The 26,423-nt window shown below is 34.7% G+C and carries 31 protein-coding genes; 11 read left to right on the top strand and 20 right to left on the bottom strand.

Translation table 11 applies throughout. The annotated features are described in order from the left end of the window. Positions 1–16: 16 nt before the first annotated feature. The 4 genes from D1866_RS07970 to pqqD all read right to left on the bottom strand — a co-directional run bounded on the left by D1866_RS07970 (position 17) and on the right by pqqD (position 3,105). Positions 17–928, bottom strand: a complete 912-nt coding sequence (locus D1866_RS07970) for a radical SAM protein (protein WP_269199654.1) — start codon at positions 926–928, stop codon at positions 17–19. Between the two features lie 89 nt (positions 929–1,017). Further along, positions 1,018–1,869: a prenyltransferase gene (locus tag D1866_RS07965; RefSeq protein WP_152943437.1), complete on the bottom strand. Its 852-nt coding sequence runs from the start codon at positions 1,867–1,869 to the stop codon at positions 1,018–1,020. 1 nt (position 1,870) lies between these two features. Continuing rightward, positions 1,871–2,842 carry a radical SAM protein gene (locus D1866_RS07960; RefSeq protein ID WP_152943440.1) on the bottom strand — a complete coding sequence of 324 codons (972 nt, stop codon included), beginning with the start codon at positions 2,840–2,842 and terminating at the stop codon, positions 1,871–1,873. After that, positions 2,839–3,105 carry a pyrroloquinoline quinone biosynthesis peptide chaperone PqqD gene (gene pqqD, locus D1866_RS07955; RefSeq protein WP_152943441.1) on the bottom strand — a complete coding sequence of 89 codons (267 nt, stop codon included), beginning with the start codon at positions 3,103–3,105 and terminating at the stop codon, positions 2,839–2,841. Before pqqD ends, D1866_RS07960 begins: the two co-directional genes overlap by 4 nt. A gap of 231 nt (positions 3,106–3,336) precedes the next feature. Here pqqD and D1866_RS07950 point away from each other — a divergent pair, with 231 nt between their 5' ends. The 3 genes from D1866_RS07950 (at position 3,337) to D1866_RS07940 (ending at position 5,527) form a co-directional block, all read left to right on the top strand. Beyond that, on the top strand, positions 3,337–4,062 hold the full coding sequence (locus D1866_RS07950; RefSeq protein ID WP_152943443.1) for a hypothetical protein: 726 nt from the start codon (positions 3,337–3,339) through the stop codon (positions 4,060–4,062). A 195-nt stretch (positions 4,063–4,257) separates the two neighbouring features. Further along, positions 4,258–4,497, top strand: coding sequence for a hypothetical protein (locus D1866_RS07945; RefSeq protein ID WP_152943445.1), 240 nt, complete (start codon positions 4,258–4,260; stop codon positions 4,495–4,497). 85 nt (positions 4,498–4,582) lie between these two features. Beyond that, on the top strand, positions 4,583–5,527 hold the full coding sequence (locus D1866_RS07940) for a radical SAM protein (RefSeq protein WP_152943448.1): 945 nt from the start codon (positions 4,583–4,585) through the stop codon (positions 5,525–5,527). On the opposite strand, the gene D1866_RS07935 is transcribed toward D1866_RS07940, so the two are convergent. Together D1866_RS07935 and D1866_RS07930 are read right to left on the bottom strand one after the other, a co-directional pair. Continuing rightward, on the bottom strand, positions 5,496–6,125 hold the full coding sequence (locus tag D1866_RS07935) for an SAM-dependent methyltransferase (RefSeq protein ID WP_170254156.1): 630 nt from the start codon (positions 6,123–6,125) through the stop codon (positions 5,496–5,498). The genes D1866_RS07940 and D1866_RS07935 overlap by 32 nt on opposite strands. Before the next feature lie 45 nt (positions 6,126–6,170). Further along, positions 6,171–6,494: a DsrE family protein gene (locus D1866_RS07930; RefSeq protein WP_152943452.1), complete on the bottom strand. Its 324-nt coding sequence runs from the start codon at positions 6,492–6,494 to the stop codon at positions 6,171–6,173. A 185-nt stretch (positions 6,495–6,679) separates the two neighbouring features. Between D1866_RS07930 and D1866_RS07925 the strand changes: the two genes are divergently transcribed. Further along, a complete protein-coding gene (locus D1866_RS07925) occupies positions 6,680–7,606 on the top strand; it encodes an NAD-dependent epimerase/dehydratase family protein (RefSeq protein WP_152943454.1) in 927 nt (308 codons plus the stop codon). A 54-nt stretch (positions 7,607–7,660) separates the two neighbouring features. Further along, on the top strand, positions 7,661–8,623 hold the full coding sequence (locus tag D1866_RS07920; protein ID WP_152943456.1) for a hypothetical protein: 963 nt from the start codon (positions 7,661–7,663) through the stop codon (positions 8,621–8,623). Here the strand turns inward: D1866_RS07920 and D1866_RS07915 are convergent. Then, positions 8,620–8,994 carry a CBS domain-containing protein gene (locus D1866_RS07915; RefSeq protein WP_152943458.1) on the bottom strand — a complete coding sequence of 125 codons (375 nt, stop codon included), beginning with the start codon at positions 8,992–8,994 and terminating at the stop codon, positions 8,620–8,622. The genes D1866_RS07920 and D1866_RS07915 overlap by 4 nt on opposite strands. Before the next feature lie 225 nt (positions 8,995–9,219). Here D1866_RS07915 and D1866_RS07910 point away from each other — a divergent pair, with 225 nt between their 5' ends. Next, positions 9,220–9,738, top strand: coding sequence for a hypothetical protein (locus D1866_RS07910; RefSeq protein ID WP_152943459.1), 519 nt, complete (start codon positions 9,220–9,222; stop codon positions 9,736–9,738). Here the strand turns inward: D1866_RS07910 and D1866_RS07905 are convergent. Further along, positions 9,726–10,436 carry a Rossmann-like domain-containing protein gene (locus D1866_RS07905; protein WP_152943461.1) on the bottom strand — a complete coding sequence of 237 codons (711 nt, stop codon included), beginning with the start codon at positions 10,434–10,436 and terminating at the stop codon, positions 9,726–9,728. The genes D1866_RS07910 and D1866_RS07905 overlap by 13 nt on opposite strands. A gap of 182 nt (positions 10,437–10,618) precedes the next feature. Between D1866_RS07905 and D1866_RS07900 the strand changes: the two genes are divergently transcribed. After that, positions 10,619–11,617, top strand: coding sequence for a molybdopterin-binding protein (locus tag D1866_RS07900; protein ID WP_152943463.1), 999 nt, complete (start codon positions 10,619–10,621; stop codon positions 11,615–11,617). Between the two features lie 59 nt (positions 11,618–11,676). On the opposite strand, the gene D1866_RS07895 is transcribed toward D1866_RS07900, so the two are convergent. From D1866_RS07895 to D1866_RS07875, 5 genes are read right to left on the bottom strand one after another with little or no spacing between them, the layout of a single operon-like run. After that, positions 11,677–12,213, bottom strand: a complete 537-nt coding sequence (locus tag D1866_RS07895; RefSeq protein WP_152943465.1) for a TorD/DmsD family molecular chaperone — start codon at positions 12,211–12,213, stop codon at positions 11,677–11,679. Then, on the bottom strand, positions 12,194–13,615 hold the full coding sequence (locus D1866_RS07890; protein ID WP_152943467.1) for a 4Fe-4S binding protein: 1,422 nt from the start codon (positions 13,613–13,615) through the stop codon (positions 12,194–12,196). Before D1866_RS07890 ends, D1866_RS07895 begins: the two co-directional genes overlap by 20 nt. Positions 13,616–13,620: 5 nt before the next feature. Beyond that, positions 13,621–15,015 carry an NrfD/PsrC family molybdoenzyme membrane anchor subunit gene (gene nrfD, locus D1866_RS07885; protein ID WP_152943470.1) on the bottom strand — a complete coding sequence of 465 codons (1,395 nt, stop codon included), beginning with the start codon at positions 15,013–15,015 and terminating at the stop codon, positions 13,621–13,623. After that, complete coding sequence (locus tag D1866_RS07880; RefSeq protein WP_152943472.1) at positions 15,012–15,695, bottom strand: 4Fe-4S dicluster domain-containing protein; 684 nt, start codon at positions 15,693–15,695, stop codon at positions 15,012–15,014. Before D1866_RS07880 ends, nrfD begins: the two co-directional genes overlap by 4 nt. A 14-nt stretch (positions 15,696–15,709) precedes the next feature. Further along, positions 15,710–18,766, bottom strand: coding sequence for a molybdopterin-dependent oxidoreductase (locus tag D1866_RS07875; RefSeq protein WP_152943474.1), 3,057 nt, complete (start codon positions 18,764–18,766; stop codon positions 15,710–15,712). Between the two features lie 329 nt (positions 18,767–19,095). Between D1866_RS07875 and D1866_RS07870 the strand changes: the two genes are divergently transcribed. Continuing rightward, positions 19,096–19,620, top strand: a complete 525-nt coding sequence (locus tag D1866_RS07870; protein WP_152943546.1) for a TQO small subunit DoxD — start codon at positions 19,096–19,098, stop codon at positions 19,618–19,620. A 5-nt stretch (positions 19,621–19,625) separates the two neighbouring features. After that, positions 19,626–20,135 carry a TQO small subunit DoxA domain-containing protein gene (locus D1866_RS07865; protein ID WP_231136274.1) on the top strand — a complete coding sequence of 170 codons (510 nt, stop codon included), beginning with the start codon at positions 19,626–19,628 and terminating at the stop codon, positions 20,133–20,135. Here the strand turns inward: D1866_RS07865 and D1866_RS07860 are convergent. After that, positions 20,132–20,863 carry a class I SAM-dependent methyltransferase gene (locus tag D1866_RS07860; RefSeq protein WP_152943478.1) on the bottom strand — a complete coding sequence of 244 codons (732 nt, stop codon included), beginning with the start codon at positions 20,861–20,863 and terminating at the stop codon, positions 20,132–20,134. The genes D1866_RS07865 and D1866_RS07860 overlap by 4 nt on opposite strands. A 207-nt stretch (positions 20,864–21,070) precedes the next feature. Here D1866_RS07860 and D1866_RS07855 point away from each other — a divergent pair, with 207 nt between their 5' ends. Beyond that, positions 21,071–22,915, top strand: a complete 1,845-nt coding sequence (locus tag D1866_RS07855) for a V-type ATPase 116kDa subunit family protein (protein WP_152943480.1) — start codon at positions 21,071–21,073, stop codon at positions 22,913–22,915. A 2-nt stretch (positions 22,916–22,917) separates the two neighbouring features. On the opposite strand, the gene D1866_RS07850 is transcribed toward D1866_RS07855, so the two are convergent. Continuing rightward, a complete protein-coding gene (locus tag D1866_RS07850; RefSeq protein WP_152943482.1) occupies positions 22,918–23,196 on the bottom strand; it encodes a hypothetical protein in 279 nt (92 codons plus the stop codon). 122 nt (positions 23,197–23,318) lie between these two features. Next, entirely contained in the window at positions 23,319–23,825 is a 507-nt protein-coding gene (locus D1866_RS07845; RefSeq protein WP_152943484.1) for a hypothetical protein, read from the bottom strand. 84 nt (positions 23,826–23,909) lie between these two features. On the opposite strand from D1866_RS07845, the gene D1866_RS07840 reads away from it, so the two are divergent. Next, positions 23,910–24,413, top strand: a complete 504-nt coding sequence (locus D1866_RS07840) for a hypothetical protein (RefSeq protein WP_152943486.1) — start codon at positions 23,910–23,912, stop codon at positions 24,411–24,413. On the opposite strand, the gene D1866_RS07835 is transcribed toward D1866_RS07840, so the two are convergent. From D1866_RS07835 to D1866_RS07820, 4 genes are all read right to left on the bottom strand, one after another. Beyond that, a complete protein-coding gene (locus tag D1866_RS07835; RefSeq protein WP_170254157.1) occupies positions 24,390–24,713 on the bottom strand; it encodes a succinate dehydrogenase/fumarate reductase transmembrane subunit in 324 nt (107 codons plus the stop codon). The genes D1866_RS07840 and D1866_RS07835 overlap by 24 nt on opposite strands. Then, positions 24,710–25,066 carry a succinate dehydrogenase/fumarate reductase transmembrane subunit gene (locus D1866_RS07830; RefSeq protein WP_152943490.1) on the bottom strand — a complete coding sequence of 119 codons (357 nt, stop codon included), beginning with the start codon at positions 25,064–25,066 and terminating at the stop codon, positions 24,710–24,712. Before D1866_RS07830 ends, D1866_RS07835 begins: the two co-directional genes overlap by 4 nt. Further along, positions 25,063–25,764: a succinate dehydrogenase/fumarate reductase iron-sulfur subunit gene (locus D1866_RS07825; protein WP_152943492.1), complete on the bottom strand. Its 702-nt coding sequence runs from the start codon at positions 25,762–25,764 to the stop codon at positions 25,063–25,065. The genes D1866_RS07830 and D1866_RS07825 overlap by 4 nt, the downstream gene beginning before the upstream one ends. A gap of 61 nt (positions 25,765–25,825) precedes the next feature. After that, entirely contained in the window at positions 25,826–26,365 is a 540-nt protein-coding gene (locus D1866_RS07820) for a tetratricopeptide repeat protein (RefSeq protein ID WP_152943494.1), read from the bottom strand. Positions 26,366–26,423 lie beyond the last annotated feature (58 nt).

The raw sequence follows: 26,423 nt of genomic DNA, 5'->3' as shown, positions 1-26,423 counted from the left end.
TGTTAAATATTGTTAATTAGACAGACAAGTCTACGAAATTATGTGCTAAGGATAGTTTTTCTGGGTTTTTTGTTACTTCTTCTACCCATTCTTTTACCTTTGGGTGTCTCCATCCTTTCTTGTACCTCTCCCATATTTCCTCCATTGAATGCTTCCTAACGTCAGCAACAACATAAGGAATTGACGTTGTTAGAATTACTTTACCATTAGATATCATAAGAGGGCTTGCTGGAGGATATTGAATATAGTGCTGTAATTCCTCAATTGAATCATATGGATAAAATAGGATCTTCATGTTTTTATATTCCTTTGATTTTTTATTAATGACAGTGGAAATATATGCATAGTCTTCATTATTTAATCCTATGTTTTTCCAATTACTAATTGCTCTGCCTAAGTACATAGTTTTTTGTGTCAAAAACGCTTTAGCTCCTAAAGAGTAGGCTAAATCTATAGTTTTTTCAATTTCGTTTATATTTAATTTTGTTGGAACAAACACTATTTCAACATCAACTCCTTCTTCTACCAGATATTTTACAGCACTAACTGCCTTTTCAAAACTGCCACCTTGCCTAACTAATGAAAACGTTTTTGGGGAAGCACCATCTATGCTTATTTGTACAGATTTAAGATTTAATTTAGATAATCTGACCGCAGTTTCTTTATCTATGAATTGTCCATTGCTTTCTATTTTTAGTTGCATAGCATTATCTGAAATACACCTGCTTACCTCCCAAAAACCAGGATAAAGAAGAGGTTCTCCACCAGATAGCGCTACGTAAGGTATTCCGAAATCAGCTATCTTTTTGCATAAATCTAGGGACTCTGCAGTTGATAGTTCGTTTTGGAACTTCATCCTTGGCCCTGATGGCCAGAGACAGTGTATACATAGCATATTACACTCATTTGTTAGATGCCATGCCCACATTAGCGGAGAATCTAATTCGAATATATTCATGAATATAAGTTATCTTAGGTGTAAAATAAATATGCTTTGTTATATCAATATGAGCATAGCTATAAGACATATGATACAATGAATATTACGTTGACAAGGATGTACGTTACGGCTAACGTTTTTATTAGCGGAATGTATTGCATTGTTTCTTCATAATTTCTCTTCGGGACTGATTTAATAATAATGGGGAGTAATGCTAAGTATAGCAAACTGAATTCCGGCATAGAGAATAATATTACTCCCAGAACTAAAAATATGAAGGAAAGCAAAACAAGATATAAAATGAGTTTTCTGCTATTATTTACTCCTATTCTTACAGTAATTGTATTTTTACCCGATAGTTTATCCTGATAATAGTCCGGAATTTCATTGGCTAGATCTAGAGAAACTATAACAATACCAGTTATAATTGAAGGAATTATTGGAGTGAAGCTTATTGAGTACGTTTGTAATACAAAAGCGCCAAGAGTCATAAAAGGTCCGTAAGCTAAAAATATAGCTAATTCACCTAGTCCTCTAAATGCTAACCTTAAAGGTGGTCCTACATAGAACACGGCTAATACGACACCCAGAAGTGAGATCAAAAGTACAATATAACCTATTATTAATGTAAAGTAAAGAGCAATTGAACTTGCAATAACTAGACTGACTATACCAAAGAGTAGCCATTTTAAAGATGGTTTATTTTTTTCATTATCAAGCATGAAGACTCTATCTGCAGGATCAAAATATTCATTGAATGATTCTACGGTACCCAGTAACATGAAAATACCTAGAATGCCTAGTATAAAATTACTTAAATTAAAACTGCGCATTACATGATATCCTATTGCAGAGCCTAGCAAATACGGAAGAAGTCCAGAAGTGAGAAAAAATCTATATCTTAGTAATTGTAAGACTTTCCTAAACATTTTATTCACTCCACAAATCTATGAATTTACTGTGCTGAGTAGTTATTTTCACTTTTTCTGGGTTTTTTGTTACTTCTTCTACCCATTCTTTTACCTTTGGGTGTCTCCATCCTTTCTTGTACCTCTCCCATATTTCCTCCATTGAATGCTTCCTAACGTCAGCAACAACATAAGGAATTGGTCCAAGTAGTTTCACTTTACCGTTGGATAGAAGCAATGGGCTGGCTGGAGGATTTTCAAGCCTGAATTTTAACTCTTCTATAAGTCCAAAAGGATAAAATATGATATTCATGTCCTTATATTCTCTTGCCTTACTTCTTGCAACGTCTATTACATACTTGTATTCTTCTCTAGTGGGATTTACGATATTCCAGTTCTTAACAGCTCTACCTAAATACATTGTAATTCCGGTATAGAGAGTCTTAACGCCTAATGAGTGCAAAATATCTACAACGTCACCAAATTCTTTGTAATTAAACCTCGTTGGTACAAAAACTGCCTCCATGTATATTCCTCTTTCGCTTAGGTATCTTATTGCGTTTAGTGCTTTTTCTAGTACTCCTCTTGGTCTCATCGTTGAGTAAGTTTTTTGCGTTGCACCGTCAATGCTTATTTGTACAGATCTCGGTTCTAATTTAGCTATCCTATCTGCTACACTCTCAGAAATTAAATTACCATTACTCTCAATCTTAACCTCAACACCGTTATTCCTAAAACAAGAAAAAAGATCCCAAAAACCAGGATAAAGAAGAGGTTCTCCACCAGAAAGCGTAGTATAAGGTATCTGCATCTTAACGATTTTGTTACATACTTCTAAAGATTCCTTAGGAGATAACTCATCTGGATAGGCAGCATTAGGACCGGATTCCCATAAACAGTGTATGCACTCTAAATTACACCTATTAGTCAATTGCCAAATCCAATACGTTGGAGCGTTTAAGTCGTCTATAGAAAAATTGGAAATTGGCTTCATTTTGAATCAACTAATATACCTGCTTCCCTTAGGTTATCTATAAATTTCCTTACATCATCCTCGATTTTATTTTCCGGATCTTGATATTCTTCTTTTAATTCCTTTATTATTTCTTCTAGCGATTTCCCTTCTTTTATCTTATTTATTATCTCTTCTGCTGTGGAATTTAGAACGTAAACCTTCTCATTTTCTATGTCGAACAGCACAGTCCCGTTCTTTTCTTTTCTTAACTTAACTTTATTTTTAATATTAAAAAACGACATATCTTTATCCCTTTACGTGAATCTGATAAAGGGTTGTGCCATGACTTTTTGTGACACATCTACAATTTCTGGTTTTTCCCATATTTTCTTAGATTTATACATCTCTTGCATACAGATTCCCTTACTTTATTTTTCTTTATCCATATAATATAAAGATTTCTGAACTCGTATAGCGCTATTCAAGTTAAACTCCGATAAAGTTAAATATTAGGGTAACCCTAAATATAATATATGAGAAAAGACATACTAATTGCAGTAATAATCTCACTTGCATTAGCTATAGCCATATTATCTTTACCAGATATTTTAGAGCCCGTAGTAAGGAGCGTTCTAACATATCTAGGAGAATATTGGGCGCTTGCAGTGTTTATAATAGGAGTTATTCACGGTCTAAAACCGGACGAACACACTTGGCCCATAACAGTGTCTTATGGACTTATGCAGAGTAGTATAAGGAGAGCATTACTATCAACAGCAGTATTTGCAGGAGCGTTGACTATAGTTTGGGCCTCACTCAGTGCTCTTACATCAGAGGTCTTGCCTTTCTTTTCATCACACGACTTCGATCCATATGTCGATATGGTAGTAGGAGTTACAATGATATCTGTGGCATTATTTATACTCAGCGTTAGCAAAAAGGGCAAGGTAGAATCTGCCGACTATAGAGTAATCTGGGTTCACGGATTAGCAGCAGCGTTTGGCGGCGATTTCATAATTGTTTTAATACTAACAACTCTATTAATTCCAGTAATACCAAGTAATTTGGGATTTATGATAGGATTATTATTCGGTATAGGCTCATTTATTTCGCAATCTGTGGTTGTATTACTTGTGTATAAGGGAGTGTTAAAAGTTTCCAAGGATTTTACAATAATGGAGAAAGCAGGAAAATTGGCGCTTCTTATGCTAGGAGTGTTTATGATATTCTTAGGAGTGTATTGTTTATTAAGTTTATAATTATAAGAACTAAATCTATAAAAAATCTGAATAAGAAATTTAATCTAAGATTTTTAATAATTAGCTATTATAACTTCCTTTAAATAAGGAACAAGAATTTAATCTAAGTTTATATAGAAGCTTTAACACTGTTAATAAATTATATTTAAATTCGTATATATTATTCCTTTTTAATCAGTTCTATCCATTTCATTTATGAGTGTTGATTTTAGAATTTTAAATGTTGTGCTCTCTAAATCTAAGTTTGATGTGACACTTTACGGTATTGAGACCAACGTTACTTTGAGGTCAATAGATTTACCCGCTTTAAGTAAGATACTTTCCAAATTACTAAAGAAATATGATATAATAAATGTTCAGCTCGACTTACAGCACATTAACCTGGCGTTAGCCAGAGGGAATAAGAGAGTATATATTTCAATTAAGTTGTATTAGTTACAAGATGCGTTTAACGAGCTTTGAAACATGTTCTTAAAAAGGAAGAATATACTTTTAATCGTTTAAGAGAATATAGTATAGCATGAGTTTCACTTTAGACTTTTTAACGGCTCCTACGTATTGGTCTTGGCAGTTAACAAATAGATGTAACCTTGAGTGCATACATTGTCTAGAGATGTCAGGCCCTAATGCTGCTTATCCTGATGAATTGTCTCCTAAGGAGTCAATGAATTTATGCAAAAAGATAGCTGATTTCGGAATACCTTATGCAGCATTATCTGGTGGAGAACCTCTTCTTTATCCTGGTTTTTGGGATCTTTTTTCTTGTTTTAGGAATAACGGTGTTGAGGTTAAGATTGAGAGTAATGGTAATTTAATTTCTGAGAGTGTAGCAGATAGGATAGCTAAATTAGAACCGAGATCTGTACAAATAAGCATTGACGGTGCAACGCAAAAAACTTACTCAACGATGAGACCAAGAGGAGTACTAGAAAAAGCACTAAACGCAATAAGATACCTAAGCGAAAGAGGAATATACGTTGAAGTTGAATTCGTACCTACAAAAATTAATTTCAAGGAATTAGGCGACGTTATAGATAAGGTAGTTGAATTAGGCGCGAAGGCAGTATACACTGGAAAAATCATGTACTTGGGAAACGCTGTAAACCATTGGAGTATCTTATCTCTTAATGATGAAGATTATAAATATATTGAAGGAATTGTAAAAAATAAAAGTACAGAATATAAGGACGTTAAAATAGTATTTTATCCAGTAGATTTGGTAGAAGAATTGAGAATAAGATTGGAGGATCCACCTTCGTCAATACTTATGATGGCTAACGGAAAAGTGAGATTATTAAACTCAATTCCTTATGTTGTTGCTGACGTTAGGAAGCATTCAATGGAGGAAATATGGGAGAGGTACAAGAAAGGATGGAGACACCCAAAGGTAAAAGAATGGGTAGAAGAAGTAACAAAAAATCCTAAGATGGTAGCTAAAGCGTTCTTTCTGGAAGATCTTTTTTAGCGATAGCAATTATCCAGTAAGTACTCCCGGTATATTCGTGAGTAATTTTCTCTTTTTCATTGCAACAGTTTTCAATGAAGGTTACATCGTATCCATGCTCCTTTAATCTTTTAAAAATCCCAGCGTGTTCCTTATGTATATTAACTATAACAAATAGATCACATTTATCTATTAAATTATTAAGTAAATCTTCCTCTTCACTTCCTAGCATGCAAAAGTGCCTTACGTGAATACCTAGCCTACTGAATACAGCTGTTACTGAGCTTATGCTCGGAATTACCTCTATTTCGAAATCTTCACTCCCTCCTAAAATATGATAAAATAAAGGATTCCTAATACTCGGATCTCCTATTTCTAGGAAAACTCCCCAATCCGCGTCAATGGATTTTAACGTTCTAATATTCTCTTCTATAACATTAGGATCTTTAAAACCAGGTTTTAGTTTGATAACTCTCTTATTTTTAATGATCTCCTCCAGTTCGAATGGGAAATCTGTATCGTAGATTAGAACTACTGGAGCTTTTTCAATTAACTCTACTGCCTTACAACTTATTAAATCTGGAGAAGGGGATATACCAACAGCATAAATTTTTCTCATGCACAACATGATATGAGAAGAAAGAAATATTTTTTTCTTCTCATATTATAGCCTTAAGTATATATAGCCTTCTTTTTGCCATTTTGCTATCTCGTGAAAGCTTATTGGGGCGACTTTTACTCCTTTGGCTAAATCTTTTTCCGTGAAATTATTCATTTTCATTGCAACGCCGCAAGCATAGACTTGAATCTTAGGATTTGATAGTAAATCCTCTATTTCCTTCTCGTGGTTATTTGTAACTCCGAAAATTCCAGTCTCTGAATACACTGCAATAACGTTCTCTACATCGCTTTGTGATGCCATGTTCTTTATTGCAATGTACGAGAGAGGTATTTTTTCTGCCTCTGAAACTTGGAATAGTACTTTCATAATCACCTTCTAGAAATAAGAAAATAAAAACTTTTCTAAGTTAAAATGATGGTAATCAAAAAATTTGTATTACAAAAAATAATTAATTTATGAATTTATTAACATTTTCCCCTTATTATCTCTTGTTAACATTTTTTATCATAAAATTAATTAATATTTAAATGTATGTCTGAGTATAAAGAACTATGAGATACTTAATTTTAGGCTTAGGATTTCTTTCCACTCATGTTGCAGAGTACTTATCAAAGTACGGAGAAGTCACTGTAACCTATAGGTCGTTGGAAAGAGTAAAAGAAGTATATTACAAGTTATTGAAAGAGAAGGGAGTTAATTTTGTTAAACTAGATCCTTTAAGCGACGTTGATTTATTAAAGAGAATTATAGAGTCAAACGATGTGGTAATAAATACTATAGGTAAATTCGGTAACGTAGACGTAGAAACTGCACACGTAGAAATACCAAAGAAAATAGCAGAGAATCTTCAAAATCAAGTCCTTATTCACGTAAGTTCTGCAGCGGCAACTGGGTTAACTGGTGAAGTTAAAGAAGAGGAAGAGCACTGCAAAAACGTTTCTCCACTAACTCCATATGAAATAAGTAAATGCGAAGGAGAGAAAGCTGTAATGAAAATAGCCAAGGAAAAAGGCTTCCCTTTAGCTATAATTAGACCTACATTTATTTACGGTAAGTACGGCGTACATGTTCATTTCGTGTTAATGTATTGGTTATCTAAATTTGGAATTGTTCCGTCCATGGGAATTTCCGTATCGACAATCAGTGCTAATCGTATTGCAGAATTAATGAGAGTATTAGCTGAAGCTAAACCTAGAGGGGTTTATATGTACGCTAACGAGTGCGAATTAGTAAATTTAGATAGATTTTTTGAAATAATGGCAGAGACCCTGGGTAGGAAAAAAGTTGTAAAACTACCTATAAATAAAAATATTCTTCCCTCAGATTTTAAGTGTACTCTAAAGTATTCAGGAACTAGGTATGACTGCTCAAGGATAACTGAATACATTGGCAAAGTAAGTTTCGACGAAAAAGAAGTCTCGCAGAATGCCCTATTTATGGACGAATTGAGAAAGAATGGTTTATTACTGGCAACTTAGTTATGTTAGAAAAATTTATAAACTTTAGGGTATACCTAATATTTTGTGACTCATATGATTGACTGGTTGGTAATAAATCTTTGGAATCCGCAGAACGTTGACGTAGTCAGTGCTTTAGTTATAGCTTATTTGCTAGGTATACTTCATGGAGTAACGCCAGATGAACATACTTGGCCAATAACTTTCTCCTACTCTGTCGGAACTTTTAGCACTAAAGGAGGAGCTAAGACAGGATTAATATTCTCCTCAGGATTCACTTTACAAAGGTCTATATTGTCAGAATTAGCCTATTTAGCGTTGGCAGGAATATTTATAACTACTACAGCATTCGGCGTAACTTACATCGTTGTAGGAATAGCCATGGCGGCTGCAGGAGTTTATATAGCAAAGAAAGGAGGATATCCTCACTGGCATTATCTCGAGAAAAGACTGGGAGAAATTTCGGGAATACACAAGAAAGGAAGTGAATTACAAGAGCAAGAGTTGCAGCATAAAATTAATCCTGCATACGTTAACGAGAAGGATTTAACAAAGCCTGTTCCAGTTAAGTTGGCTTTTATTCATGGTTTCATTGCAGGCTTTGGATTCGGAGCCTATGCTTTAATAGTTTACACTGTATTAGCTCCAACAATGCCTAACGCTTACTTAGGATGGGTTCCAGGAATGTTATTTGGTCTAGGAACAATGACTGCTCAAGTGCTCTTCGGAACCGCCTTTGCTGCCTGGTTAACTAGAATGAAGAACTTAACTTTCCAAGGTATTGCAGTTGTAGGAAAGACTATAACTAAGACAGTGCTAGAATACGGTGGAATAGCGTTTATAGTTGGCGGAATTGCAATATTACTTTATCCTCCGCTTTTAACTTACAATATAGTAACTCCAATAAAAGTTCATAACTTACATAGCCTGGGCATAGGATTTTTCCTAGTTATACTCAGCGTTGTAATCTTCGGAATTTATGGATATAAACAAGGAGTTAAAACCGCGATAAAGCTTGGATATACTAACAAGACTTAATCTTGGTTTTTTATCATTCTTTTTACGTTTTCTAAAGCGTCATCTATACTTAAAGCTCCTTTAACTCTTCCTTTTTCATCTACAATTATTAAATAATCTATATGACTTCTTACCATTAGATTCAAGATTTCCAAAGGATCTTCCTTTCCGGTTATTGTTAGGACGCTTCTTCCCTTTTTAATTATGTCTTTTAACCTTTCCTCATCATTAGCTTTCCCTATCTCATCACTGGTCAAATATCCTATAATTTTATTTCCCTCCGTCACGACAATCACTTGGTACTTCGAGATAAGGGGTTTAACGTTTTTAACTACTTCTTCACCGTCCAATGTTAAAACATTTTTATGTTTTAATTTTACTTTTAATGCCATAATACCAATAACGTATCTTATATATAAAATTCTTTTGGCTCAATCAATTGTTTGGAAACAATCTATTTCTTTTTAATTGTCTTTTTAAAGAATATAAAAAGAGCCATAAGTGTCTAATTATAGAAACATTTTTATTGAGTTAAAAAGCTTATTAACATTGTTAATAAAGATTTAGAATAAATAGTTCATGAAACATTTAAACGAAAGAGTGAGAATATATTAACTATGGAAAAAGTTTACTCGGTTATAGGCGCAGTTCTAATTTCAATATCGTTCTTTTTAAATATCTTCGGGATTATAACTTCTGCTATAGGAATCTATCTTGTAACGTCGTATATAAGATCGCTTTACAAGGAGTACGGGAGGGAAAAAGAATTGGGAAAATTCCTTTATTTAGCAATGTCAATGCTTTTTCTATCATTCGTAAGCTTTTCCGTGGGAATGTATACTGCTTTTGGATTGAAAGAATTCTTTGTAATTTTGCCTCCGTCATCAGTATTTAGCCTTGCAATAATAGTTTATACTTATGTTCTTTCTGGAATTTTTTACATAGTTAGTGCAGTATATTTAATAAGGAGTGTTACTCCTTTAACAGTTTTCACTAGAATTAAGGGAGTTTCTTATTCTATTTATTTGATGGGAATATCTGCTATACTCTTGTTTTCCATAGTTGCGGCTCCAGGCGGAGTAGTTTTATCGTTTGTAGCGTGGATATGGTTTGCGATAAATCTTTATTTAACTTGAATAGAATAATTTATTCCTAAATCCTCATTTATTTTTAGAGAAATAAAGTTACCTAATCTAAGAAATTCCCTTATTTTTTCAATATCATAAAATTTCATAGACTGTACATAATTTATTCCTAAATCCTTTGCTAACTCTGGAATAAAACCTGCTGAAGGCCCTATAAGTATATTCGTTCCATTTGAAATTTCGAGTATCCTCTCAAGTGTGAAATTTAACAGAGTAACACCAGTAATAAATAACGTTTTGCATTCAGGAACTAGAAGCTCTTCCTCAGAGTCTGACATCGCATTTCCTCTTAATTCCGTGGATTTCTCAAATACGTAAAATTTCCTCCCATAAAATTCCTTGACTAACGGTTGCATATTTCCTATTATACAAATAGGTTCCTTAATTTCCGGATATTCCTTTTTAGGCTCAATATATTTCTGCGAAATAGCATTAATTAGCGCTAGTCCGAAACTCCTATTTATTACGTTAATATCGTTGACTAATTTCTGTAATTTATTAATTTCCGGTTTTATAATAGCTCCTTGATTGTGGAGATTTTCATAAGATATGTGAGAAACGCCGATGAATTTGTTTCCTCTCTTATCTTTTACAACAACATAAGTGGCTCTTAAACAAGAACAGTAATCTATAATTTCAAATCCGTCTGCGTATTGAATAATCCTTTCCGCTAATTTTTGCAAAATCATATAGTAATGTAGTTTGATAATCATTAAAAACTAGCGTAATATGTATGATTCCTCAATTTCCTCTAGTATGACTTAAAATTCTAAATTGACTTTTTATTATATATTACTTAAGCTTTAGAATACTTTGCAAATGACTTTGGAATAGATAAAACGCTTAAATATGTGTAATCATAAATAATTCTATGAGACAAGTCAAAACTGAAGAAGCAGTCGGAAAGGTTTTAGGTTACGATACAACGTACGTAGGAAAAGAAGGTGCGACTACGTTATTGCCTAGAGGTCATGTAATAACCAAAGAGGATGTAGAATTATTAAAAAATTCTGGAGTGTATTACGTATGGATTGATGAGGGAAATGACAACTTCATATATGAATGGGAAATAACACCTCAGATAGCTGAAAGCGTATGCGGAGAAAACGTCAATATAGTGCCCGGAAAGCAAGGCTCAACAATGCTTTTCTCAAAGGTTAAAGGAGTAATAACTATAGATGTAGATAAGCTAGTATCTTTTAACCTTAACCAAAACGTACTTCTTATTACTAAGTATAACTATACTCCAGTAATAGAAGGAGATTTAATTGGCGTAGTTGAGGTAATTCCTTTCAAAATGAAGAGGGAAGAAGTAGATAAGCTAAAAGTAGGAAAAATAATAGACGTAACGCCGTTTAAGAAGAATAAGATAGGACTAGTCATAACTGGAACGGAAATTTATGAAGGTAGAAAGGAAGATCAATATTATCCCGTAATTAAAGCAAAGGCAGATAAGTACGGATGGAGTATAGTGTATAAAGAAATAGTTCCAGACGATGAAAACAAGATAGTGGAGGCAATAAAAAGTGCAGTAAATAATGGTGCAGAGGCTGTAATAGTAACTGGAGGTACTTCAGTCGATGCTACCGACAAGACTCCAATTGCTATAAGTAAGCTAGGAAAAATTATATCATACGGTTTACCAATTAAACCGACAACAATGTCCATAGTTGCAATGTGGGACTCGATACCTATTTTCGGCATTTCTGCAGGAGGGATATACTATAGGGATTACAACGCTATAGACGTTATGTTTACAAGACTTATGGCAGGGATAATACCTAGAAAAGAGGACATTGCAATGATGGGACACGGTGGCCTATTGCCTAACTTCCAGCCGAAAATGAAGTTACAGAGTATTAATTCTTAATATATGGGAAAAATTATTAGGGTATTTCTTGGTCATCAACACAAATATTATCCTAAAAATTATTTACTTTCCTTTAAATCGTTTGAGAGTTCTTCAAGAAACAATTTTAATGAATTTCCTAAAAGCTTCGTATACTCGCCGTAATGATATTTTTCTATATCATTAATAAAGAGTGGAACCCACTTAAATATATGCTCTACTAGGAATTTTTTACCGTCGTCTTCCTTACCTAGATAGAATATGTAAGCTAGGAATTCCATTTCAGTGGATATGTGATCAGGTAATTCTTTCATAGGCTGAATACCGTATTTTGCATAAATATCGTACAGTTCGGCTACGACTTTACCGTATATTGTTCTTTCTCTATACCAAGATTCATATGGAGGGCATTTTAAGTGTTTATAATCGTTGATAAAACATCTAGTGAATTCTGTAGCAAGCTGGTCCTTATTTCCAGAGTCTATCATTTCTATTATTCTCTTTACCACTTCATAATACTTTCTATCCTTTACATTATCAAGTAAATCCTTAGCTTTATTGTTATATCTTACTCCCATAAATAGGTAGGAAAATAGTTTAAACTCCTCCCACTTCATTTGGACCCCTCCTAGGTCTAAATTTAGCTTTCATACCGAAGAACTTTTGAAATGAATACTCTGCCCTATGAGTTGGACATCTCTCAAGCCATTCATCATCGCACTCCAACCCTCTCTCTTTCATGATCTTCTTAACTAAATTAAGGCTTTTTCTAGACCCGACAATTGCACCACACACCTTACATCTCACTATCTCATCTTTCATTAAATCCTTTTTCTCGTGAGACACTTTCTTGGCTGGCACTAACTTTATTGCTTTATTTCCTGAAGAACAACCATTATCTCCTTCTGGACAAACGTTTATGCATATTTTACAGCCTATACATTTATCTGGGTTAAAAGACAGCTTTTCACCAGAGTCCGTGTATTCTATAGTTAATGCACTAGTCGGACACCATTTAGCACAGCTTTCGCACATAGTGCATGAATTTTCATTAACGAACGCATCGTAAGTTATGTCCGGCAAATTATTCTGCTTTATAATTTCTTGCATAGCCTCTGCCTTATTGGCCAAATACGAGAATGAGCTTATAGTCACTACCTTTGCTTCCTTCTTTTCTATTTTATCTTCTGGAGTAATAAGCGAAATTCCTCCCACAGCCTCGTTCAGATCTGTAACAATTCTCTTTAAACTCTCAAGATTTTTGGATAATTCACAACCTGGACAGCGTAACTCTACTTCTCCAGATGATCTCAATAATGCTAAATCTACCGCAGATAGCATTGCTATACAAGGTAATTTTATAGAGTTACCCTTATCTTTATAACAAGAAATTATTTTATTTCCCTTAATTTTACTAAGCTCGAATATTGCCTGTTGGGAAACTGAAGGAAATTGTATTGCACTCATTGGACATGAGCTAACACACAACCCACAAGCAGTGCACTTAGTATAATCAATTGAAACTCCGCTCTTTTTATCAACTTTTATTGCATTATAAGGACAAGAATCCTGGCATAGCGTACATGCCCTATAAAGTTTACACATATCGGAAATCCATACTGGTTTATCTATCCTATCTTTTACTGTCTTTATTTCTCCTCTTATTAGCTCTCTCCTACTTAATGGTAGGCCTTTCTCTTCAACTAAAGCTAGATCAGCTACCCATCCGTTTTCTAAGATCTTCTTATTCTCTTCAAGAGCTTTTTCTCCCCAACTTGAATCTACTACTCTTACCAAGAGCGGATTTATACCGGCTCTTAATGCAGCCTCTTTATAAAGTTTTAAGTGCTCTTCATCGTATTTGCCTACAATAACTACTGCCTTCATTCCTTTCAATTTTGAGGCTATTTCCTCTGGGTCACAAGAGTAAAAGCCCGAGGAAACGTTATGAGGGCAAGAATGATAAAAAACTTCTACCTTTACCTTAATTAAAGGTGTAGATAAAAAATTGGTTGACATTTTTATCACTTAAATATCCAAACGTGCTTGGGTTTTTCTTCCTCTTCCAGCGGTAGTAATAATACCCCTAATGTGTAGACTCCAAGCAAGAATAGTGCAGAGCCTGCAAACCATACTAGATCGTATTGGCTTATTGCGAAAGGTAGCTGTGTAAATTGTGAGACTCCATTAAAGTTACTTCTTAGTTCGTAAGCCCAAGTAGATCCTGGAGGGGTTATAGGAGACACTGAATAATACCAACTTATTGCTTGAGGAATTACGTCAGCAATAGTTATTAACATAAACCAGCCAAGTAAAGCGAATATTGAGGAAGCGAATAACCATCCCTTGCTTTCTTTCTTATACGCTACTGAGTATAGTGCAATAGGTATTATTATTCCTATCAATACTAATCCTATCCAGAAGTATAGGCTCCAGCTTCCGGTTAATAATAATTGAGCCCACGGGAACGTCTCTTGATTTGTTGCAGTTAGCCAAACCCACCATAGGACTAGAAAGCCTATGCTTATTGTGGCTAATAATCCGTCTCTGGCTAGTATTTTAAACATTATATTATCTTCTTGAGGCTCGACATTACCACTTCCTAAGGAATGCGTAGCTATTGGTTGTGCTGAAGGCGGAGAGACTACAGAAGGTTTTCTTAACCATGAATATAGTGGTGTAATGAATGAAATCATGGCAATGCCGGCATAGAATGACGCTACGACAAGTAGTATTGACATGAATGGTCCGAACTCATATACCCAAGTTGATAAGTAGCCAAATACTGAGCCTAGGTTAGCGTCAAGTATTAATTCAGCTAATATTGCGTAACCTACAATCAAGGCGTCAATATCTACAACTATTTTTAGCAATCCCGGAATTTCGAAGGAAGTTTTGCTAGACAACCATGCTAAGAACCTATCTAAATATCCTCTTTTCCCTTCTTCTTTTATTTTCTCTCCTATTAATGCTAATATTTCAGCTATTATGCCTATTCCAACTAACGCGTATAGGACTCCGTTCCAGGCTATTCTCGAAGTATCTCTGAAGCTTAAGTAAATGTAAAGTGCTTCAGCTGGTTTATATGTAGACGCAAATACCATTATCCAGCCTGGTATTAGTACTGCAAAAGCTAGCCATTCGTTCCTAAGCTTTATTTTATCGAACGGATTTTTCTCCTTGTGATTTTTATTAAATAACTCATAAAGGGAATTATATGTGCTGACGCCAGTTCCTATAACTCCGAAGAAGATATAACCTATTACCAGAAGTCCCCAAGGTATAGGCTCATCGTTAGGCTCAGTAAAGCTGACAAAGCCCTGGAACCATCCTAAGGGATTGTAGCTCATTCCATAAAACATTATACCCCCGCCTATTAGGATAAAGACTATTGTCCAAGCCCATAATTTAATATTCAAGAGTTGTCACCTCCTTGAGCATATCTTCCAGATTGCTTATTAAAAACATAAAATACCTTAGGTTGTACATTAAGTTGAGGATTAAGGACTACAGCTTGTCCAGTATTCACTAGTACTGAAACTTCACTGTTAGGATCATCTAAGCAACCGAAAACTCTTGCCCCACCTACACACGTCCTTACACATGCTGGTGTATAAGTGCCATCAGGAGCAGTGCCATAACAGAACGTACACTTATCTACGTGTGGAACTACGTGAATTAAGTTATCTCCGTAGTATTCCTTGGCCTTTTGAATGTCGTCATAAGTGTAGAAATACCTAGCCCCATATGGGCATGCTTCAACGCAGTATAGGCAACCCATGCATTTGTATTCATCAACAACGACTATGCCTCCATCAACAATTTGAGTAGCACCGGTTGGACAGACGTAATAGCACGGTGGGTTTTCGCATTGCATACATAGTCTAGGTATGAACATCCTTTGAGAGTTAGGGAATTCTCCTACTTCTAGGTCTTCGACATGAGTTCTCCATAATTCTTCCCAGAACGGTGTTTGATTTTCTACAGCACATGCAGCCATGCATGCCATACAACCTAAGCACTGGTCTACTCTTACTACGAATCCCCAGTTTTTGCATGACCTATTATTTCCAAAAGCCAAATAAGGATTTTCAGTCATTTTTTCTCACCACCTTAAGTTGAATAATTCCCAGGAATGTTTTCCTGGGAAGGAATGGTATCTTGAGTTTGAACTTGTGCTAATTGAGTATACTCACTTATCTCGTCTGGAGTAGCTTTCCTCACAAGTACAGTGAATTGCTGAGCCATCCTATGACCCGTAAGAGGATCATAACTTTGTGGCCATATATAAGTTACTCCTTTGTTTCCAAAGTTCTTTAAAGATCTGGTAGAATAAGTTAGTGCAGGGTTATTCTGTCCCCAAGGTTCTGGAACACCTATTGTATCCGGTCTTATCCATTCAGTTAAGTGCGCTCTCATTATTAGCTTTGCTCCGTTTAATTTGCTTATTATTGCTATCCAATCTCCTTCATTTATTCCCAGCATTTGAGCGGTCTCTTTGTTAATCCAAGCAAATTGGTAAATATTAGTATGATAACTGTTTGAAGTTATTGCCTCTAAGATGGGCACATTAGTGGTGAAAATATAGGCTATTGGAGGTATCTTAAACTCTATATAGAACATTTCAGGAGGAGTCGGCTTAAATGTTGGATCATTATATGGGGGCTGAGGTTGGACGAATTGACCGGGAGTTACGGCATATCCTGCGTTCCAGTTGGGCGGGATATATGCAAGAATTGGATCCCAGGTCGGATCATAGCCAAAGTTCTGGATGACGTAATAGTATAGTATTGTTGAGTATATTTCTATTCTGCCAGTTGGTAAGCCAGCAGGTATATTCCATGGTATCCTTTCGTTATTTTGAACATAATCTTCAAAGGTCTTTACAGTTATTACTCCTTCTGTTTTTAGTCTATTAAGTACGTCTTCTGGAGTAGTGTTAAGCTTTTGTGCAATAATTTGAGATTGGACGTCAGTAAAAGCTTTTCCTACAAATTCCCCCCATCTAGGATATGTGCCATATTTCTCCAGATATTGAATGAACGGCATCATTTCATTTTGCATTGCCTGTATTAATTGATCTGCCGGTAGTCCAATAGAGTTTGCCATCCAAGTGACGTACTGCTCGAAGAATCCTAGTTTATATGATAGAAGGACGAATAGATCCAATTCTGGAATAGTGTAAGGATAGACTCTTGGAATGGCCTGCCATCTCCTCCTATATCCAGAGTCCGTAGTAGCACCTCTAGCAGTTATAGGTTCTTCTCTTTCAATATACGTTGCATCTGGTAAAATTACATCAGCATATAATGCAGTATCCATTGGGAATATATCAATCATAACTACGAAGGCATTCTGTAATATTTGTTTCCAATTGGATTCTTGCATATTTTTAGCAGGATTTACGCAGCAAGTCATTATAACCTTAATATTATAAGGCTGTCCATTCCACTGAACTTGACCCTGCATTGCTTCATATATTCCAGCATCTGGGAAGAGTGCAAACGCTGCTGCTGGTTTTAAACCTTGAGATGTTAATGTACTATTATAAGCGCACCATACTCCAGGATGACCGTGCTGCCAGAACGATGGATTACAAAAAGCTAGTGCAGTAGCAACGTATTGCATCATTTGCCCAGGTAAATTAAGCACTGGGACAGACATCAGCACTTGAGGTCTCTGTATTAAAATTCCAGGCTTTACTTGGCCTGAATTTACCATGGATGTGTAAGTTTGGAATAATTGAATTGCGTTTTCCCTATGATCACCGCTATATACCCAACCTCCTCTGACGTCAATATTCCCTGTTAAGGCCATAATTATACCTATAGCCTTTCTCCACATAGTTGTATAAGATCCTTCTTGTCCTTTTTGACCAGTAGCGAAATCTATTGGCCTCATCGTGCCGACTCTGAAGTAGAACTCTTCAATTAATGACTTATCAACGTCAGCTATTTGTGCTACATAATCTATTGTAAATTGAGAGACTGCTTGTTCCAAAGCTTGAAATACTGTAATCAATTGCTTACCATCAGGAGTAGTTAAGTTCTGAACTCTGAGTGCAGGTCTTATTGTCTGTCCATTGACTGAATACATGTTAGTATTAGTGTAAGGTGGAACTTGGACAATACTTTGAGATATCTCGTCATACACATAAAAAGCTTGAACTGTTCCGTCCTCATAGTTTGCAGTATATGGAACATACACGCCATTTTCTTGGTATACTAAGAACGGCGCATTTGTATGATATCTTGTGAAATAGTCGTCGTAATAATTATTATCTATTAAATACTTTATTAATCCCATAGCAATTGCAAGGTCACTTCCAGGCTTCACTGGTATCCATAAATCAGCTTTCGAAGCTGCCTCGCTTTGTCTAGGATCTAGGACTATCACAAAAGCTCCATTAGCCAAGCCTTTACCTAATCTTGATCCTTTATTAACAAAAATTCCTGCAGGATTACCGTTATTTCCCCATATTACAATAAGTGACGAGTGATGAAAGTCATCAGCTAATTCGTCACCGTGAATATCAAAAGTACCAATAGTCAAATTCATTCCTAAATGTTCGCCAAATAAACAAGGTTGCATAGGGCTTCCAGCTATTGTTGGAATTTGTGATGCAAATGTAAAAGGTATGAATTCTGGTCTATAGTTAGCACATGGTATTGCACCGCCACTTAATACAATTTCCCAAGGTTGCACGTTTAATTCTTTAAATTTTTGTAATATATACTGGATTGCCTCATCCCATTCGGCCTCTTTAAAAGCCCATGTTCCCTTAGGTCCTGTCCTTATTAATGGCTTCTTCAATCTATCCTTGTTATATGTAATTAGTGTACCACTCCTACCTCTGGCACACAGTTTTCCGTAATTAAGCGTTGATAATGGATTTCCATCTATTTCTATAGCTCTTATATAATTACCTTTCTGTTCTACATTTACAAGTATATCGCAAACTGATGAACAAATTCCGCACATGTTGGGTACATAAGAATATGTGCATCCTGGCTGTAGTTGTTCATCATTAACAGGAGGCGAGAAAATATCGAATACGAAGTTCTTTGAAGCGGCATATCCTGCGGCAGCCGCAGCAGCTGTTATAGCAGAAACTTTAAGAAAATCCCTCCTAGATATTCTTAGCTCATGTTTTGTCTTTTCGCTTTCCATGTGGGATACTCTTTACTTTATTGATAAATCTTTTTATTCATAAAATGTTAGGTCTCCATTTTTAACAGAGTTAATTTCAATATAATTTTGGTAAAACATTTAATACTTAAATTAAGAACTCTAAGTGAACATAGTAAGAAGCTTATGTTAAGAAAAAATCTTAAGTAAAGTATAAGCCATCAGTATAGCAAAAAATGTTATATAACTTAAAAATTGTTTTTTAGTTATTATCCGTGAATTTGCGTTAACATGGATTAACATGATTTTTAAAATTATGCATAATAAAAAGTTAAAACTTGAAATTTCTATATTAAAAACTTGTGGGAGAAATGGCCCAAACTACAGTAGATACTACGCAAAAATTCCTACCAATAATGAGAGTAACACTAGGTTGGATGTTCTTTTCAGCGTTTGTAAGACGAACAATTAATGTTCCCGCAAAACTTAATCCGTCATCCTCAGCCTATGTAGGAGGTAAGCTAATAACTTTTTTACCTCACGCTTGGGGACCAGTAAAAGGAGTACTAATAAGTGTTTTAGAAAATCCGCCTTTACTATACGATTTTCTAATAATGTTCACAGTACTTGAGGCGATATTCGGTCTATTAATGATGTTAGGATTATTAACTAGACTTTCTGGTCTAGTCTTAGCGGGTTTAGCATGGGGTATAGGCTTAGGAGGAGGATGGTTAGGAACTACTTGCGTTGATGAATGGCAGATTGCTGCAGTAGAAGGCGCCGGAGCTTTTATGTTTGTGTTTACGGGCAGTAGATGGCTATCTGTAGATCAGCTCTTATATAATAAGTACAAGAAAGGCATCAAAATCTGGAAATATTATATACCTTTATGGTGATGCAAATGGATACAGAAAAGCTAATTTCTACAATAGCAATTCTGGCATTTATTTTCGCTACAGGAGTGACATTGGGTTTGTATCAAATAGACTTTCAAGGTTTAACGCACTTAACTAACTGGTCTAAGACTGTAGGATATTGCTTAGCTGGAACTAGGTTGTACACAAACGGTACATTATTCCTACAAATATCTAGAGTTGACGGACCAGACACGTATGGAGGGTTTATCGTTTTAGTTCAAGTACTTTATCCTAACGGTACTGTAGTCTATCAATGGAACGCAAACCAACTTGGGCATATTCCAAAGAGCGATATTCATAACGAGTTTTCCTTACATCCCGCCCATAGTACTGGATTTGCATTACTCGTTCCGCTGGGTCAAAACGCTACTGTTATACTTAATATGCCGTTCCATATACCTCCTGGAACTTACATAGTAAAAGTCTACGATGCAAACGGAGCTAGTGCTGCATATGGACAAAAATGGGAAATAGAAGTTCAAGCTGAAAGCTAAGCAATTTTTTCTTCATTTTCTATACTTTTTTCGCCTTCCTTTTCCTCAGTTCTTTTCTTTAAGCCTACAAAAATGTAAACAGAACCCAAAGCTTTAACTTTAAAGACCTTTAGATCGAATATCTTGCTTATAATACTCTTTAATTGTGAATTAGTAGGGATCTTTCTATAAATATAATAAATATATTTGTAATCCAAAGGTTTAGCTCCCACAAGTGCGGCTAAATAAGGTTGGATAAACCTAAGATAGAACGCAACGTAATTTCTGAGCAACCAATTATCAGATTTACCCATGGCAATTACTCCAACTACTTTTCTTGATACTCTGGTCATCTCTTTTACTACTGCTCCTATATCGTCGGCTGCATGAAGAGCGAAACTGCTTACTACTGCGTCAAATACGTTGTCTCTAAAAGGTAAATTATAGAAAGATGCGAGGACTTTATCTCCTTCAATTAAACTTGATTTTAACATGTTTTCGGCATAGTCTACCATTACTATTTCTGTCTTCATTAACTTGGAAATTACATACGATAATTCTCCTTTTCCGCTTGCAACGTCAAGTATTCTTTTAGGATTATTGCAATAACTTTTTACAGTCTTTATTAGTTCAGCCCTCCACTTCACATCTTGAAAGAATGAGATCATTGCGTTTGCCCTATCGTAAAACTCTGGAAGGTCGTTATATATTCTCTGTAGTTCCTCGTTAGATACCTTTATTTCATTCATAACGATTTTCTAGGAAAACAGTTTAAAAAGCTTCACTTATATGGTCTTATATAAAACATCATTAACTTTGTTAATTTGCATATTTAAATACATATTTAAGGTAGGTTTAGGGTATAACTAGTGTTTTATAATTATAATAATTAATTTTTGTGATATAAATCAACGCCAATATGTTCGTTTTTATTCTTTAAAGCTGAATAATAACATGTGATAATTCCTGAACCAATGCTAAAGGTCTACATGCTTTTTCCTAGCGATCTTACAGAGCAAATTTCAGCTTGTATTGTAAAGTTTGGGGATTTCCAACCGGAAGAAGGAAAATATTTTGAAAGGGCATCATACATGGAGCAAGTTTCCTTTGTAAACACTATGCTCGACGAAGTATCTAAGATTATAGATTTCTTTAATATAGGTTATAAAAAAGAGGGAATAGTAGAATTTAATGGAATAGAGAAAAATCTTGAGGAATTTAGAATTGAAAGTAAATTTATAGATTCAATTTATCAGAAAATTTTCTCCTATAACAAATACCTAGATGAGAGGGCAAGACTTTACGACGAGATTGAGGAAACTAGATCCGAAGAGAAATTGATAGAACTCGATAAAGTAATTCACGAAATTACTGAACTGCATAAAGAGCTTAACACCGAAAGAAAGGCTATAGAAAAGAGGATAATGGAAGATTATAATAAGTTACTCACATTAAAAGAAATTCTTAAAATACTTACTTCGGTAAGATTTAGTAAATATTACGCTTATCTTGAAGGTTATATAAGGGAAAAGAGAAAGGACGAATTCCTGAGAGTTATGTCTAAATACGCTTTGATAATTTTTGAGAGACCAAAGAGGTTCGGAAGTAAGGAAATTCCCCCTACATATTCTTCTGTTCCTCACTTTATGAGACCATTTGAGAGCATAGTAGGCATTTACGGCACACCATCTTATTGGGAGGTAGATCCTACATTCCTTTTCGCAATAACCTTCCCTTTGTTCTTTGCTCTCATGTTTCCTGACGCTGGAGACGGTCTAATATTATTACTTTTTTCCATTTTATTCTATAAATACGCTAAAAATAAGAATAATCAACAACTTAAGGACATATCAATTGTTTTAGCCTATTCAAGTGCATTGTCAATGATAATAGGTATGTTATTGAGAGAATTCTTCGGACCGTTATTCGTTGAAGGTACAAAAGAATTAGTTCCTCAATCCAATGAATCAACAATAGGTCCGCTTTACTATTACTGGCCAGTTCCTCCAGACGTTTCTAAGATATTTTCTTCTATAATACCCTTCGGTCAATATTCTCAGCCCTTATACGGTATTCAGAACGCAATAATTATAGCTATACTTATCGGTATAATTTTAACATTGATAGCTAATAGCCTCGGAATTTATAATTCACACCTTAAAAGCGCTAAGGAAGATATCTTGTATAATAAGATACCTAACTTTATAGTTTACTTATCTCCTACGATCATTTTCATTTACGGATTTTATAACCCTTATAAGTATTTTATTAACACATATAACTTGCTAGGAGCATTGCTTTATACAGTAATGCATTTGTATAGTCCAATATTTTATGGCTCTTATTTAGTTTCCTTTATATCTATAATAATATTCTTTATAGGTGAAATATACGGATGGATCTCGCACATTTATATTAACATTAGAGAAGGCTTAAAAAATGCATTACTTAAAGGCTTTATAGAAGGGTTCTTTTCTCCTCTTCTACTTGTCATATCTAACGTTATATCCTTCATAAGACTCCTAGTTTTAGGTTTATCCCATTATTACATCCTTTACGCATTCTCCTTTATTGCTGTTATGCTGGCGGGAACTTTAGATACTTGGAGAATCTTAAGTAATCCCGTATCTATAATTATCTTAATCTTAGGAAATATACTAGTAATAGGTTTAGAAGGTTTCGTCGCAGTAATACAAGCTATTAGGCTTAATTTATACGAACTGGGCGGGAAATTCTGCGAATGCGAAGGAAGACCTTTCGAGAACGTAAAAGAATATGCGATTATAAAAAATATGTGTTAAACTCAGGGGTGATGAATTTCTTCAGCTTTTTCGTTACCTGCAATATAGATTACTTTAACTTCTGAAATTTCTCTAGAGACAATGGGTACGTCAAGGAATTTAACTACCTTCTTTTCTATGGGTATCGTTTGTTTAACCTTCTTTATTCCTTTTTCTCCGGTAGGAGTAATGACCTCAACCTCGTAAGATATGGTAATCTCCTTAATGTATAGAGGCTCTGTATATAAGTTATATACGATAAGCCTATCATCTTCAATTTTAACATCAAATCTTTTTGCCATAATCTAATCTTTACTCCTATAAATAAAGTTCTTTATATCTAGAATATTCTTCTATGCTTATATGAGACACTTTTTATTTAAACTTTTCATAAATAGTATAGCATAAATATTTAAAAATAAATTTATTTAAATTTATATATAAAGTATGCCAAGCCAAACATCTTTATTATATCTCCTATAATAGATATTATCCCTAGATTAATTAAAAATAAAGGCAACCCTGCTGTAAAGACTATTGCACCGTAAAAGAATAGCGAGGAGAAGAGCACGCTTACCTTCTTCAGTGTAAGAAAAATCGAGACTCCAGCTATTGGCTCGAATATATATCCAAAAACTATAAGCTCTATACCTAGGAATTTTCCTACAGATAAGAAAATTAGCCCAACAAAAGTGATAACAATAGCTATAGGAGCTAAATATTCAAGAATTTCTCCCCTTTCTAATAAAGAAGAGCGATAAGAAAGATAAGAAGGAATTGAAAGAAACCATATTATCCACATTATTACTTGAGAAACTTTAGAAAAAGCGTAATTTATACCATTAATATCTAAGAGAACAAGAAGAGTTAGAATAAATACAGACGCTGTCATGCTCACTAAATTTCCCTTAAATAGATTCCTAGATATCATTAATTCATCTTTATCGCCATGGTTAATAATTCTTGTCTATGAAAAAAGAAAAGGTATATATTTTACTATATAATATAAGGAATTATGTATAACAAGAAATATATCCTAAAAGCAATTTTAGGAGTAGAAGGAATTCTTCTTTTTTATTCGGGTATAATGCTCGCTTTGGCAAGTAATAATGAAATAAAGGAAATGATGTTCCTGGCGAAAGTGAAACCTTTAATACCAATACCGTTCGTTTTCATGATAATTGCCTTCATATTTAATGGAACGATGTTCTTACTTTCAATTTCTGATAGATTTATGTTGTTCTTGATAAGGAATACTTTCCAGTCCATTATAATAAGGGCTCTAATGGTCTTTCTTAGTTTTGTAATGATAAATCCTATGTTTGCGGAGCTAACTAAGTTGAGTTCGGTGAATTTTATGTCACCAGCTACTGCTCCTGGCTTGCTTTTCCCGGGAGGACTTTTAGTACATGTACTCTTAGAACATTGGTTAGGAGGAATCATGGGATTCGGAATGGGAATTTACCCTAAGCTATTCACTAGGATAAAAATAGCATTAGGTAGTAAAATAAAAAAATAGCAATATCAGTAGTATTATTATTCCGCCAATTATGACGTCTTTAACTCCTTTTTTAAGCCCGAAGTCATATAAACTTCTCCTAACTCCTAACAAGCCGTGAATGAAAGCCACGACTAAGAGTAAGCCTAGTAAAGAGTAATATGCACTATTACTTAAATATTCGTCAACAACTGGTGTTGAGATTCTATTATCGAAATTAAGATTATTTGCAAATAACATGAAGAAATGGACCGAGAGTAGTATAAGCGTCACTATCCCAGTAATATATACTCCCCAGAACCTTAATTTTGATTCCCTCATCTTATCACCAAGTAAAGTCCTATGAAGAACGATAATATTGTAACTATTACCATAATCCATATATAAATTCTGTGAGGCTTATAATAAATCCAAGGTTCTTCCATATGGTGCTTGGGAATTAAATGCCCGGTTTCTATTAATATTATACGTATACCGTTCATTGCATGAAATACTACTGCACTGCCTATTAACACTAGAAAATATTTGAAGATCTCTGGTTCCGTTAATTCTCCATGGGCCAATCTATTTACGAAAATTACGTGGACTATTAAGTAACCTAGAATAGTCCATCCTGTTATCTTGTGAAGCAATGCCAAAAGTCTTTCGATATTTAACTTTGAAAACCAGATCATTTCATACTCATCTCCTTTAATCTTTGTATTGCTAAAGAAGGATCAACATTTCTAGGGCATACAACTGAGCAAGAGCCTGCAACTCTACAATTCCATATGCCTATTATAGGATCGTCTACTATTTCCAGTCTTTTCTTTCCTAGGGTGTCCCTAGGATCAGCTGAAAACCTATATGCCATAGCAAGTACTGCAGGGCCCAGAAAGTCTTTATTTGTTTCAACTACCGGACAAGCAGAATAACAGAGGCCGCAAATTATGCATTGCGCGAAACTCCAGAGTTCTTTTTGGTCTTCAGGTTTTAGTCTAGTTTCAGCCTTACCTTGAATTACTTCCTCTGGGGGTGTAACTCTTGGTATTATTTTATTCATTTTTCTGTAAACAGAGTCTAGGTCGACTATCAGATCTTTAATTACAGGAAAGTTATCCATGGGTTCTATAGTAATTTCCTTTTTCCCCTCATTCACTATGAGCGTTTTGCAAGCTAACTTAGGTTTTCCGTTTATTTTCATACCGCAACTACCGCAAACTCCCATATGGCATGAAGCTCTAAAGGATAATGTAGGATCTTGTTCGGTTTTTATTCTCCTTAATGCCTCTATAACGGTAGTGAATCTATCAACATTTAGTTTATATTCTTGCCACCAACTTCCCTTTTCTTTGGAATACCTCCTGACCTTCAGCGTTACTTCAAAAGACATGAAGATAGATAATAAAGAGAAATATAAAAAATTTAACAGAAAAATGTGGAAAATTAATAAATTAAACTTTAATGTTATTGTTATTCTTTAGCTTAGCCAAGATCTCTTTTCTCAATTCAAGATTAACGGCTGAACTGTCTATCTTAATCAACTCGTCTACTTCTTTAAGTGCATCTTCAAGTCTATTCATTTTTTCTAAAAGGTATATCTTCGCTTGCCTATACCAAGAGTTATTTGGGGACCATTCTATTGCCCTATTATATTCTTTTAATGCCTCTTCATATTTACCTAATTTTTCGTAGATCTCTCCTTTAAAGTAATGGTAGAGGTGCGCATCCTTAGGATCTTTTCTTATAGCGTTATCGTATACTTGGACTGCCTCCTGGAACTTAGATAATTTTAGTAGAGCTTCTGCCTTCTTAAAATGAAAATCTGGAAAAGTCGGATCTAGTTCTACGGCTCTTGAGTATTCCTCTATTGCATCATTTAGTTCTCCCTTCTCTTCTAATGCCTCTCCTAAATGAAAGTGATGCCATGCATTATTCGGTTCTATTTTAATTAGCCTTTTGTACTCATTAATCTTAATATCTATGTCGCTCATATGACTAAGTATGAGATAAAAATTAAAAAATGTTATTAAAGAAAACCGAAAGAGAGAT

The sequence above is a fragment of the Acidianus ambivalens genome, assembly GCF_009729015.1.
GTDB lineage: Archaea > Thermoproteota > Thermoprotei_A > Sulfolobales > Sulfolobaceae > Acidianus > Acidianus ambivalens.
This window is presented reverse-complemented; position numbering and strand designations above follow the sequence as displayed.

What these genes read in the sequence shown, in the direction of transcription:
- D1866_RS07900 (WP_152943463.1), top strand. Translation starts at nt 10,619, where the DNA reads ATGAGACAAGTCAAAACTGAAGAAGCAGTCGGAAAGGTTTTAGGTTAC.
- D1866_RS07940 (WP_152943448.1), top strand. Translation starts at nt 4,583, where the DNA reads ATGAGTTTCACTTTAGACTTTTTAACGGCTCCTACGTATTGGTCTTGG.
- D1866_RS07970 (WP_269199654.1), bottom strand. Translation starts at nt 928, where the DNA reads ATGTGGGCATGGCATCTAACAAATGAGTGTAATATGCTATGTATACAC.
- D1866_RS07920 (WP_152943456.1), top strand. Translation starts at nt 7,661, where the DNA reads ATGATTGACTGGTTGGTAATAAATCTTTGGAATCCGCAGAACGTTGAC.
- D1866_RS07895 (WP_152943465.1), bottom strand. Translation starts at nt 12,213, where the DNA reads ATGAAGTGGGAGGAGTTTAAACTATTTTCCTACCTATTTATGGGAGTA.
- D1866_RS07880 (WP_152943472.1), bottom strand. Translation starts at nt 15,695, where the DNA reads ATGACTGAAAATCCTTATTTGGCTTTTGGAAATAATAGGTCATGCAAA.
- D1866_RS07910 (WP_152943459.1), top strand. Translation starts at nt 9,220, where the DNA reads ATGGAAAAAGTTTACTCGGTTATAGGCGCAGTTCTAATTTCAATATCG.
- D1866_RS07845 (WP_152943484.1), bottom strand. Translation starts at nt 23,825, where the DNA reads ATGATATCTAGGAATCTATTTAAGGGAAATTTAGTGAGCATGACAGCG.
- D1866_RS07825 (WP_152943492.1), bottom strand. Translation starts at nt 25,764, where the DNA reads ATGTCTTTTGAAGTAACGCTGAAGGTCAGGAGGTATTCCAAAGAAAAG.
- D1866_RS07850 (WP_152943482.1), bottom strand. Translation starts at nt 23,196, where the DNA reads ATGGCAAAAAGATTTGATGTTAAAATTGAAGATGATAGGCTTATCGTA.
- D1866_RS07935 (WP_170254156.1), bottom strand. Translation starts at nt 6,125, where the DNA reads ATGAGAAAAATTTATGCTGTTGGTATATCCCCTTCTCCAGATTTAATA.
- D1866_RS07965 (WP_152943437.1), bottom strand. Translation starts at nt 1,869, where the DNA reads ATGTTTAGGAAAGTCTTACAATTACTAAGATATAGATTTTTTCTCACT.
- D1866_RS07890 (WP_152943467.1), bottom strand. Translation starts at nt 13,615, where the DNA reads ATGTCAACCAATTTTTTATCTACACCTTTAATTAAGGTAAAGGTAGAA.
- D1866_RS07830 (WP_152943490.1), bottom strand. Translation starts at nt 25,066, where the DNA reads ATGATCTGGTTTTCAAAGTTAAATATCGAAAGACTTTTGGCATTGCTT.
- D1866_RS07945 (WP_152943445.1), top strand. Translation starts at nt 4,258, where the DNA reads ATGAGTGTTGATTTTAGAATTTTAAATGTTGTGCTCTCTAAATCTAAG.
- D1866_RS07870 (WP_152943546.1), top strand. Translation starts at nt 19,096, where the DNA reads ATGGCCCAAACTACAGTAGATACTACGCAAAAATTCCTACCAATAATG.
- D1866_RS07835 (WP_170254157.1), bottom strand. Translation starts at nt 24,713, where the DNA reads ATGAGGGAATCAAAATTAAGGTTCTGGGGAGTATATATTACTGGGATA.
- D1866_RS07820 (WP_152943494.1), bottom strand. Translation starts at nt 26,365, where the DNA reads ATGAGCGACATAGATATTAAGATTAATGAGTACAAAAGGCTAATTAAA.
- D1866_RS07915 (WP_152943458.1), bottom strand. Translation starts at nt 8,994, where the DNA reads ATGGCATTAAAAGTAAAATTAAAACATAAAAATGTTTTAACATTGGAC.
- D1866_RS07840 (WP_152943486.1), top strand. Translation starts at nt 23,910, where the DNA reads ATGTATAACAAGAAATATATCCTAAAAGCAATTTTAGGAGTAGAAGGA.
- D1866_RS07950 (WP_152943443.1), top strand. Translation starts at nt 3,337, where the DNA reads ATGAGAAAAGACATACTAATTGCAGTAATAATCTCACTTGCATTAGCT.
- D1866_RS07875 (WP_152943474.1), bottom strand. Translation starts at nt 18,766, where the DNA reads ATGGAAAGCGAAAAGACAAAACATGAGCTAAGAATATCTAGGAGGGAT.
- D1866_RS07865 (WP_231136274.1), top strand. Translation starts at nt 19,626, where the DNA reads ATGGATACAGAAAAGCTAATTTCTACAATAGCAATTCTGGCATTTATT.
- D1866_RS07905 (WP_152943461.1), bottom strand. Translation starts at nt 10,436, where the DNA reads ATGATTTTGCAAAAATTAGCGGAAAGGATTATTCAATACGCAGACGGA.
- D1866_RS07860 (WP_152943478.1), bottom strand. Translation starts at nt 20,863, where the DNA reads ATGAATGAAATAAAGGTATCTAACGAGGAACTACAGAGAATATATAAC.
- D1866_RS07925 (WP_152943454.1), top strand. Translation starts at nt 6,680, where the DNA reads ATGAGATACTTAATTTTAGGCTTAGGATTTCTTTCCACTCATGTTGCA.
- pqqD (WP_152943441.1), bottom strand. Translation starts at nt 3,105, where the DNA reads ATGTCGTTTTTTAATATTAAAAATAAAGTTAAGTTAAGAAAAGAAAAG.
- D1866_RS07930 (WP_152943452.1), bottom strand. Translation starts at nt 6,494, where the DNA reads ATGAAAGTACTATTCCAAGTTTCAGAGGCAGAAAAAATACCTCTCTCG.
- D1866_RS07960 (WP_152943440.1), bottom strand. Translation starts at nt 2,842, where the DNA reads ATGAAGCCAATTTCCAATTTTTCTATAGACGACTTAAACGCTCCAACG.